The following is a 9,883-nucleotide window of genomic DNA, read 5'->3' on the forward strand; positions in this document are numbered from 1 at the left end:
GACGGACCGAAGTCACATCATTTCATTTTCTTTCTTTAATTGATAAGCGAGATAGACAATCAGCAGTAATAAAACTAGACTTGTCATGATAGAACCTTCAATCCCAAAAGAACCACCTGATAGCCAATCTTGATTGCCTTGTGGTAAAAAGGTCATCAAAGACGTTCCTGATGGCTGACCACTAACTAAAATCCCAAAGAGATTGCCCTGAGCAAAATTCCAAGCCCCATGAATACCTGCAACACCCCAAACTGTATCGGTTTTGAGAAGGTAAAGAGCCATGGCAACTCCAAATAAGAAGAGATTCACTAGAGATAGAGGTGTAAGACCAGAATTGCTCACATGAAGGAAGGTAAAGAATAGGCTAGATATGACGACAGCAAGTTTTAGATTCGTTCTTGAGGACAATTGAGGAAGGAGCCAAGCACGGGACACCACTTCTTCTGCTGTCCCCTGTAAAATCCAAAATGGGATAGTAAAGACAACAAAGAAAATGGAATAAGGATTCAAGTGAATAGACTCCAAACGATATTGACCCAAGGCCACTAAAGCTAACAAGGTCAGAAGAAAGAGTGCCAGGCCTAGACCAAATCCTTTAAAAAGATTGCTGAGGAAATTCTCTCTATAAAATCCCAAGGTCCGAATAGGTCTTTTCTCAACTTTTCTTGTCCATCTGAACACAGTATTGAGAATAAAACCAAAGGACAGCAATGATAAAATTAAACGAAAGTCACTTGTTCTATCCATCAAGCTCTGCTGCAAGGTCTGCAAGTAAGTTGCAAGATTTTGACCAGTCTCTCCAAAATTTCTAGCAAGTCCGATAAGAGCTAACAAACTAATACCATACAAAGTATAAGCCACAAACTCTCCTATAAAGACAAAAACAAAGGCTAACAAGGGGCTTGTGTAAATATTTAAACTCATTTTTGAAGCCTGGAAGTCTTTAAATATTCTTTTGTTCTTCATATCCCTGTCCTCTTTTCTTCCATTATATACTATTATTATAGCACTTTATAGTAGCAATTCAAGAAAGAATCTATGTTATATTTTCTAACATAAAAACCTCATGATTTGCATTTTTTTGTTTTTTCTGATATAATGGGAAAATATTCGGAAAAGGAGACTAAAAATGAAGAAAAAATTTCTAGCATTTTTGCTAATTTTATTCCCAATTTTCTCATTAGGTATTGCAAAAGCTGAGACGATTAAGATTGTGTCTGATACCGCCTATGCACCGTTTGAGTTTAAAGATTCAGATCAAACTTATAAAGGAATTGATGTTGACATTATTAACAAAGTCGCTGAGATTAAAGGATGGAACATTCAGATGTCCTATCCTGGATTTGACGCAGCGGTAAATGCGGTTCAAGCTGGTCAAGCTGACGCAATCATGGCAGGAATGACAAAGACTGCAGAACGTGAAAAAGTTTTCACCATGTCTGATACTTACTATGATACAAAAGTTGTCATTGCAACTACAAAGTCACACAAGATTAGTCAGTATGATCAATTAAAAGGTAAAACTGTTGGTGTTAAAAACGGAACTGCCGCTCAACGTTTCCTTGAAACAATCAAAGATAAATACGGTTTTAGCATTAAAACATTTGATACTGGTGATTTGATGAACAACAGCTTGAGTGCTGGTGCCATTGATGCCATGATGGATGATAAACCTGTTATCGAATATGCCATTAACCAAGGTCAAGACCTCCATATTGAAATGGATGGTGAAGCTGTAGGTAGCTTTGCTTTCGGTGTGAAAAAAGGTAGCAAATACGAGCACCTGGTTACTGAATTTAACCAAGCCTTGGCTGAAATGAAAAAAGATGGTAGCCTTGATAAAATCATCAAGAAATGGACTGCTTCATCATCTTCAGCAGTGCCAACTACAACTACTCTAGCAGGATTAAAAGCCATTCCTGTTAAGGCTAAATACATCATTGCCAGCGATTCTTCTTTTGCACCTTTTGTTTTCCAAAATTCAAGTAACCAATTTACTGGTATTGATATGGAATTGATTAAGGCAATCGCTAAAGACCAAGGTTTTGAAATCGAAATCACCAACCCTGGTTTTGATGCAGCTATCAGCGCTGTCCAAGCTGGTCAAGCAGATGGTATCATTGCTGGTATGTCTGTTACAGATGCTCGTAAGGCAACTTTTGACTTCTCAGAATCATACTACACTGCTAATACTATCCTTGGTGTCAAAGAATCAAGCACTATTGCTTCTTATGAAGACTTGAAAGGGAAGACAGTCGGTGTTAAAAACGGAACTGCTTCTCAAACCTTCCTAACAGAAAATCAAAGCAAATACGGTTACAAAATCAAAACTTTTGCTGATGGTTCTTCAATGTATGACAGTTTAAACACTGGGGCAATCGATGCCGTTATGGATGATGAACCTGTTCTCAAATATTCTATCAGCCAAGGTCAAAAATTGAAAACTCCAATCGCTGGAACTCCAATCGGTGAAACAGCCTTTGCCGTTAAAAAAGGAGCAAATCCAGAATTGATTGAAATGTTCAACAACGGACTTGCAAATCTTAAAGCAAACGGGGAATTCCAAAAGATTCTTGATAAATACCTAGCTAGCGAATCTTCATCTGCTTCAACAAGCACTGTTGATGAGACAACTATCTGGGGCTTGCTCCAAAACAACTACAAACAACTCCTTAGTGGGCTTGGTATCACTCTTGCTCTAGCTCTTATCTCATTTGCTATTGCCATTGTTATCGGGATTATCTTCGGTATGTTTAGTGTCAGCCCCTACAAATCTCTTCGTGTGATCTCTGAGATTTTCGTTGACGTTATCCGTGGTATTCCATTGATGATTCTTGCAGCCTTCATCTTCTGGGGAATTCCAAACTTCATCGAATCTATCACAGGCCAACAAAGTCCAATTAACGACTTCGTAGCCGGTACTATTGCCCTCTCACTCAATGCAGCGGCTTATATCGCTGAAATCGTTCGTGGTGGTATTCAGGCCGTTCCAGTTGGTCAAATGGAAGCCAGCCGAAGCTTGGGTATCTCTTATGGAAAAACCATGCGTAAGATTATCTTGCCACAAGCAACTAAATTAATGTTGCCAAACTTTGTTAACCAATTCGTTATCGCTCTTAAAGATACAACTATCGTATCTGCTATCGGTTTGGTTGAACTCTTCCAAACTGGTAAGATTATCATTGCCCGTAACTACCAAAGTTTCAAGATGTATGCAATCCTTGCTATCTTCTATCTTGTAATTATCACACTTTTGACTAGACTAGCGAAACGCTTAGAAAAGAGGATTCGTTAATGGCAAAATTAAAAATTGATGTAAATGACTTACATAAGCAATATGGAAAAAATAAGGTCCTAAAAGGAATTACGACTAAGTTCTATGAAGGAGACGTTGTCTGTATCATCGGGCCTTCAGGTTCTGGTAAGTCAACTTTCCTTCGTAGTCTCAATCTTCTAGAAGAAGTTACGAGCGGTCACATCACTGTGAACGGTTATGACTTAACTGAAAAAACAACCAACGTTGACCACGTCCGTGAAAATATCGGAATGGTATTCCAACACTTCAATCTCTTCCCTCACATGTCTGTATTGGACAACATTACTTTTGCTCCAATTGAGCACAAGTTGATGACTAAGGAAGAAGCTGAGAAATTGGGAATGGAGTTGCTTGACAAAGTTGGGCTAGCAGATAAAGCTAATGCTAACCCAGATAGCCTATCAGGAGGACAAAAACAACGTGTGGCCATCGCTCGTGGACTAGCAATGAATCCAGACATCATGCTCTTTGATGAACCAACTTCTGCCCTTGATCCTGAGATGGTCGGAGACGTACTAAACGTTATGAAGGAATTGGCTGAACAAGGCATGACCATGATTATCGTAACCCATGAGATGGGATTTGCCCGTCAGGTTGCCAACCGCGTTATCTTTACTGCAGATGGTGAATTCCTTGAAGACGGAACACCTGATCAAATCTTTGATAACCCTCAACACCCACGTCTGAAAGAGTTCTTGGACAAGGTCTTAAACGTCTAAACTCAAACTGTAAGGATTTCCTTGCAGTTTTTTTCTATCTCGTATTGGATTTTTTGATTTTTCGGAAAATTATGTTAGAATTAAGTTTATGAAATGAGATTTTCTCATACCTAGCAAGACTAGGAATAAAAATAGAAATTAGGTAGCTAGATGTCATCTAAGGTTATTGTTACAATTTTCGGTGCGAGTGGAGACCTGGCTAAACGCAAGCTCTACCCTTCCCTTTTTAGACTATATAAATCCGGCAATCTTTCCAAGCACTTTGCAGTTATTGGAACTGCCCGTCGTCCTTGGAGCAAGGAATATTTTGAATCTGTTGTTGTCGAATCTATCCTTGATTTGGCAGATAGTACCGAACAGGCTCAAGAGTTCGCTAGCCACTTCTACTATCAAAGTCATGATGTCAATGATACAGAGCACTACATTGCTTTACGTCAATTGCAGGCTGAACTCAATGACAAGTACCAAGCTGAAGACAACAAGCTCTTCTTCTTGTCTATGGCACCTCAGTTCTTTGGAACTATCGCAAAACACCTCAAGTCCGAAAACATTGTAGATGGTAAAGGTTTTGAACGTTTAATCGTTGAAAAACCATTTGGTACAGATTACGCAAGCGCAAGCAAGTTGAATGACGAGCTCCTAGCAACATTTGACGAAGAACAAATTTTCCGTATCGACCATTATCTTGGTAAGGAAATGATCCAAAGCATCTTTGCAGTTCGCTTTGCCAACTTGATTTTTGAAAACGTTTGGAACAAAGACTTTATCGACAATGTTCAAATTACCTTTGCGGAGCGCTTGGGTGTAGAAGAACGTGGTGGCTACTATGATGAATCTGGCGCCCTCCGTGACATGGTACAGAACCATACTCTACAATTGCTTTCCCTCCTTGCCATGGACAAGCCAGCCAGCTTCACAAAGGACGAGATTCGTGCCGAAAAGATTAAGGTCTTTAAAAACCTCTATCACCCAACTGATGAAGAACTTAAAGAACACTTTATCCGTGGTCAATACCGTTCAGGTAAGATTGATGGCATGAAATACATTTCTTATCGTAGCGAGCCAAATGTTAATCCAGAATCAACAACTGAAACCTTTGCATCTGGTGCCTTCTTTGTAGACAGCGATCGCTTCCGTGGTGTTCCTTTCTTCTTCCGTACTGGTAAACGTCTGACTGAAAAAGGAACTCATGTCAACATCGTCTTTAAACAAATGGACTCTATCTTTGGTGAGCCACTTGCTCCAAACATTTTAACCATCTATATCCAACCAACAGAAGGATTCTCTCTTAGCCTAAATGGGAAGCAAGTAGGAGAAGAATTCAACTTGGCTCCTAACTCACTCGATTACCGTACAGATGCGACCGCAACTGGTGCTTCTCCAGAACCATACGAGAAATTGATTTATGATGTCCTAAATAACAACTCAACTAACTTTAGCCACTGGGATGAAGTTGGTGCGTCATGGAAATTAATTGACCGTATCGAAGATCTCTGGGCCGAAAATGGTGCCCCACTTCATGACTATAAAGCTGGAAGCATGGGACCTCAAGCTAGCTTTGACTTACTTGAAAAATTCGGTGCCAAATGGACTTGGCAACCAGATATCGCCTATCGTCAAGATGGTCGTTTAGAATAAAAAAAATCCTGCAAGTTTGTACCTTGCAGGATTTTTGCTTCTGATTAGATTAAGCCTTCCAAGAGACCCTTCATAAAGTTTTCATTAATATTCTTAATAAAATTAACAGCAAATTTATAGCACCAAGTATAGATAAAACTGAAAATAATTTATTACCTGTTTTAGGCAAATTTCTTTCAATTCTTTTTGGATATTGATGAATCTTTAATTCATTATTTTTTTCAATCATATCAGAATTAGCATTTTCAAACAAATTACCTTCACCATATGGACTAAATCCATTATTTTGTAATGCATCCTGAACATATAAATCCATGTTTATACTTTCACTATTATTCTTATCCGTAGATTGAACAGTATTTATATTTTCATTGCTAGTCTTATCCGTAGATTGAACAGAAGTTGAATTTTCACTGTCAGTCTTATCCGTAGATTGAACAGAAGTTAAATTTTCACTGTCAGTCTTGTCCGTAGATTGAACAGTATTTATATTTTCATTGCTAGTCTTATCCGTAGATTGAACAGAAGTTGAATTTTCATTGCTAGTCTTATTCGTAGATTGAACAGAAGTTGAATTTTCACTGTCAGTCTTATCCGTAGATTGAACAGAAGTTGAATTTTCACTGTCAGTCTTATCCGTAGATTGAGCAGTATTTATATTTTCATTGTCAGTCTTATCCGTAGATTGAGCAGAAGTTGAATTTTCACTGTCAGTCTTATCTGTAGATTGAGCAGTATTTATATTTTCATTGTCAGTCTTATCCGTAGATTGAGCAGAAGTTGAATTTTCACTGTCAGTCTTATCCGTAGATTGAGCAGTATTTATATTTTCATTGCTAGTCTTATCCGTAGATTGAGCAGAAATTACACTTTCATCTATTGGCTGGTTATTTGATAATGAGTCTGTTGGTAATATATTAGCATCATTTTTTGACTCTTTTTCACTATTAATCGAATCTAGGGATGAAATTTCCCTTCTATTAGCTACTCTTAGAATCGGAGAAGATTCTTTAGGTAAATTCTCAGAATTATACTCTGAAATATTTTTTGCCTTGTCATAAATAGCTAATCTACTTATCTCCCAGTCACCTGGGAAACTATTTTCATCTACTTGATATCTAAAAATAAACTGACCTTCTTTATTTAATTTGCCTGTTAATATTTCATACTTAGAAGGAGAAGACACTGAACGAATTGTCAAGTAAGCTGAATCTAATTGTCTATTATCGCTTGCATCTACTGTATAGGTTACAACATCATGTTCCGTAGCGCTTATCTGATTTAACTTAATTGAAATTAATTTAGGTGCTTCTGTGTCTGGTTGAAGATTAGTTGAAATAGTTAAAATCGGAGAAGATTCTTTAGGTAAATTCTCAGAATTATACTCTGAAATATTTTTTGCCTTGTCATAAATAGCTAATCTACTTATCTCCCAGTCACCTGGGAAACTATTTTCATCTACTTGATATCTAAAAATAAACTGACCTTCTTTATTTAATTTGCCTGTTAATATTTCATACTTAGAAGGAGAAGACACTGAACGAATTGTCAAGTAAGCTGAATCTAATTGTCTATTATCGCTTGCATCTACTGTATAGGTTACAACATCATGTTCCGTAGCGCTTGCCTGATTTAACTTAATTGAAATTAATTTAGGCGCTTCTGTGTCTGGTTGAAGATTACTTGAAATAGTTAAAATCGGAGAAGATTCTTTAGGAATATTCTCAGAATCATACTCTGAAATATTTTTTGCCTTGTCATAAATAGATAAGCTACTGATCTGCCAGTCACCTGGAAAAGTATTTTCATCTACTTGATACCTAAAAATAAACTGACCTTCTTTATTTAATTTTCCTGTTAATATTTCATACTTAGAAGGAGAAGACACTGAACGAATTGTCAAGTAAGCTGAATCTAATTGTCTATTATCGCTTGCATCTACTGTATAGGTTACAACATCATGTTCCGTAGCGCTTGCCTGATTTAACTTAATTGAAATTAATTTAGGTGCTTCTGTGTCTGGTTGAAGATTATTTGCAACATTATTTAAACTTGATTCACCTACTTTCAATGGTTTACTATATAGTGCCAATGCGTCTTCACCATCTATATCTACATAATTATCAGAATCATCTCGTAAAGTGATCCCATTTATCCTCCATATACCACTAGATAATTTTTCATCAACTTCTAAGGTAAAAGAGAAAGTACCATCTGAAGTTGGAGAATCTGCATATAGTGCTTTTATTTTCCCGTTTTCATCATTTTTTAAAACAATTGTAGCGGTAGTTAATTTGCCGTTATCTTTTGCTTTTAGGGTGTAATTAACACGCTCACCTGACCTCACTTCTGTCTTATCTGAAGCTAGAGATACAAATTCAGGCGGGGTAACATCGACAGTAACATTATTTTCTACTTTTAGAGGTGTACTATATAGTGCCAATGCATCTTCACCATCTATATCTACATAATTATCAGAATCATCTCGTAAAGTGATCCCATTTATCCTCCATATACCACTAGATAATTTTTCATCAACTTCTAAGGTAAAAGAGAAAGTACCATCTGAAGTTGGAGAATCTGCATATAGTGCTTTTATTTTCCCGTTTTCATCATTTTTTAAAACAATTGTAGCGGTAGTTAATTTGCCCTTATCATGTGCTTTTAGAGTGTAATTAACACGCTCACCTGATCTCACTTCTGTCTTATCTGAAGTTAGAGATACAAATTCAGGTGGGTCAACATCGACAGTAGTATTAATTAAATTTTCCGTTACACCCGAATAGGTATAATTCTCTTCAGCTTGAGCATTTTCACATAAAGTTGCCCCACATATTAATAAACCTGTCAAGCTAACTTTGGTAATTTTATTCCAACTAATATATTTCATAAATATATCTCCACATTTTTAAAAATCAAAATATTAAATTAAGCCTTCCAAGAGACCCTTCATAAAGTTTTCTGAGTTAAACTCTCCAATATCATCGATTTTTTCACCAAAACCAATCAATTTTACAGGAATATTGAGTTCTTCACGGATAGCTAGAACCACACCACCTCGGGCAGTTCCATCAATCTTAGTCAAGACAATTCCTGTTAAAGGAGTGATTTTTGAAAATTCTTTGGCCTGTACAAGAGCATTTTGACCTGTTGATGCATCAAGTGCTAAGAAGGTTTCATGCGGTGCTTCTGGCACAACACGTTTGATGATGCGACCAATCTTTTCCAACTCAGCCATGAGGTTATCCTTATTTTGCAGACGACCTGCGGTGTCAATCATGAGAATATCGATACCTTCAGCCACTGCACGTTCCATGCCATCAAAGACTACACTAGCTGGATCAGCTTTTTCAGGTCCAGTCACTACTGGAACATCTACTCGTCGGCCCCATTCAGCTAGCTGGGCTACTGCTCCTGCACGGAAGGTATCTGCCGCAACCAGCATGACCTTCTTACCTGCTTGTTTGTAGCGGTGAGCTAGTTTCCCGATAGAAGTTGTCTTCCCAACACCATTAACCCCGACAAAGAGCATGACTGTCAAGCCATCTTGGAAGTGAATACTTTCATCGTAGTTGCCATCCTTTTCATAAAGCTCAACCAATTTCTCAATGATGACACGGCGAAGGGCGTCAGGTTTCTTGGCGTTTTCAAGCTTGGCTTCGTAGCGTAGCTCCTCTGTTAAGTTGGAAGCTACTTGGACACCAACGTCACTCATGATGAGCAGTTCTTCTAGTTCCTCGAAAAATTCTTCGTCAACAGAGCGGAAATTAGCAAAGAAGGCGTTCAAGCGGGCACCGAAGCCTGTACGAGTTTTCTTAAGACTGCGGTCATATTTTTCCTGAACAGTTTCTTCTGCTTGAGGAATTTCTGGTTCAAGAACTTCAGAACTATTTTCTTCTGCAGCTTCTATGAACTCAGGATTTTCTTCCTCTGGAACTTCTTCTGAGTTTGGTAATTCTTCTACTTCTTCTTGTTGAACTTCTGCAACTGGCTCTGAATTATAATTTTCTTCAACTGTGTCTTGGATTTCCTCTTCTTCAAGCACAGCTTCTTCAGCAACCTCTGCTTCTTCTTGAGAAACTTCCTCAGCTTCTGTAAGGGCAGTCTCAGTATCTTCAGACAAATCAAGATTTTCCAGAGCTTCTTTTACAACTTCTTCGATTTTAGGTTCTTCTTTTTTTCCGAATAGACGGTCAAACAATCCCATATC

At 37.8% G+C, this 9,883-nt stretch carries 6 protein-coding genes; 3 read left to right on the forward strand and 3 right to left on the reverse strand.

Translation table 11 applies throughout. The annotated features are described in order from the left end of the window. Positions 1-12: 12 nt before the first annotated feature. Positions 13-966 carry a CPBP family intramembrane glutamic endopeptidase gene (locus FJR77_RS08675; protein WP_140834433.1) on the reverse strand — a complete coding sequence of 318 codons (954 nt, stop codon included), beginning with the start codon at positions 964-966 and terminating at the stop codon, positions 13-15. 163 nt (positions 967-1,129) lie between these two features. Between FJR77_RS08675 and FJR77_RS08680 the strand changes: the two genes are divergently transcribed. From FJR77_RS08680 to zwf, 3 genes are all read left to right on the forward strand, one after another. Beyond that, on the forward strand, positions 1,130-3,295 hold the full coding sequence (locus FJR77_RS08680; RefSeq protein WP_033680371.1) for an ABC transporter substrate-binding protein/permease: 2,166 nt from the start codon (positions 1,130-1,132) through the stop codon (positions 3,293-3,295). Further along, positions 3,295-4,035 (forward strand): amino acid ABC transporter ATP-binding protein, encoded by a 741-nt coding sequence (locus FJR77_RS08685; protein WP_001096322.1) that lies wholly within the window; start codon positions 3,295-3,297, stop codon positions 4,033-4,035. Before FJR77_RS08680 ends, FJR77_RS08685 begins: the two co-directional genes overlap by 1 nt. A 150-nt stretch (positions 4,036-4,185) precedes the next feature. Then, positions 4,186-5,673, forward strand: coding sequence for a glucose-6-phosphate dehydrogenase (zwf, locus tag FJR77_RS08690; RefSeq protein ID WP_140834434.1), 1,488 nt, complete (start codon positions 4,186-4,188; stop codon positions 5,671-5,673). Between the two features lie 70 nt (positions 5,674-5,743). On the opposite strand, the gene FJR77_RS08695 is transcribed toward zwf, so the two are convergent. Together FJR77_RS08695 and ftsY are read right to left on the reverse strand one after the other, a co-directional pair. Next, complete coding sequence (locus FJR77_RS08695; protein WP_140834436.1) at positions 5,744-8,563, reverse strand: hypothetical protein; 2,820 nt, start codon at positions 8,561-8,563, stop codon at positions 5,744-5,746. A gap of 33 nt (positions 8,564-8,596) precedes the next feature. Beyond that, positions 8,597-9,880 carry a signal recognition particle-docking protein FtsY gene (gene ftsY, locus FJR77_RS08700; protein WP_125451330.1) on the reverse strand — a complete coding sequence of 428 codons (1,284 nt, stop codon included), beginning with the start codon at positions 9,878-9,880 and terminating at the stop codon, positions 8,597-8,599. Positions 9,881-9,883 lie beyond the last annotated feature (3 nt).

The sequence above is a fragment of the Streptococcus shenyangsis genome (assembly GCF_006385785.1).
Taxonomy (GTDB): Bacteria; Bacillota; Bacilli; order Lactobacillales; family Streptococcaceae; genus Streptococcus; species Streptococcus shenyangsis.

Bases quoted from the DNA above. Each gene is read 5' to 3' on its own strand.
- FJR77_RS08675 (WP_140834433.1), bottom strand. From the start codon at position 966: ATGAAGAACAAAAGAATATTTAAAGACTTCCAGGCTTCAAAAATGAGT.
- ftsY (WP_125451330.1), bottom strand. From the start codon at position 9,880: ATGGGATTGTTTGACCGTCTATTCGGAAAAAAAGAAGAACCTAAAATC.
- FJR77_RS08680 (WP_033680371.1), top strand. From the start codon at position 1,130: ATGAAGAAAAAATTTCTAGCATTTTTGCTAATTTTATTCCCAATTTTC.
- FJR77_RS08695 (WP_140834436.1), bottom strand. From the start codon at position 8,563: ATGAAATATATTAGTTGGAATAAAATTACCAAAGTTAGCTTGACAGGT.
- FJR77_RS08685 (WP_001096322.1), top strand. From the start codon at position 3,295: ATGGCAAAATTAAAAATTGATGTAAATGACTTACATAAGCAATATGGA.
- zwf (WP_140834434.1), top strand. From the start codon at position 4,186: ATGTCATCTAAGGTTATTGTTACAATTTTCGGTGCGAGTGGAGACCTG.